We start from the raw sequence: 258 nt of genomic DNA, 5'->3' as shown, positions 1-258 counted from the left end.
ACTTCACGCCACCCGTCAACAATGGCGGCGGGGCGATCACCGAGTATGTCGTAACGTCGTCCCCGCATGGAAAGACCGGCGTCGGCACCCAAAGCCCGATTTCCGTGCGGGGCCTGTGGAGTGGCATGTCCTATACCTTCACGGTGACCGCAAAGAACGCGGCGGGGGTAGGCCCGTCGTCCTCGGCGTCGCAGGCGGTGGTGCCGAGAAACTTCCAGACGATCGACTTCAGCCCGGGTCCCCAGACGTTCGGCACGA

1 protein-coding gene is annotated in these 258 nt (G+C 64.7%); it reads left to right on the top strand.

Translation table 11 applies throughout. The features are described from left to right. A partial coding sequence (locus tag L981_RS36105; protein ID WP_156134323.1) for a fibronectin type III domain-containing protein occupies positions 1–258 on the top strand: 258 nt, incomplete at both ends.

Source organism: Ensifer sp. ZNC0028 (assembly GCF_000799055.1).
Taxonomy (GTDB): domain Bacteria; phylum Pseudomonadota; class Alphaproteobacteria; order Rhizobiales; family Rhizobiaceae; genus Ensifer.
The sequence above is the reverse complement of the archived record's forward strand: the minus strand, read 5'-3'. Positions and strand labels throughout refer to the sequence as shown.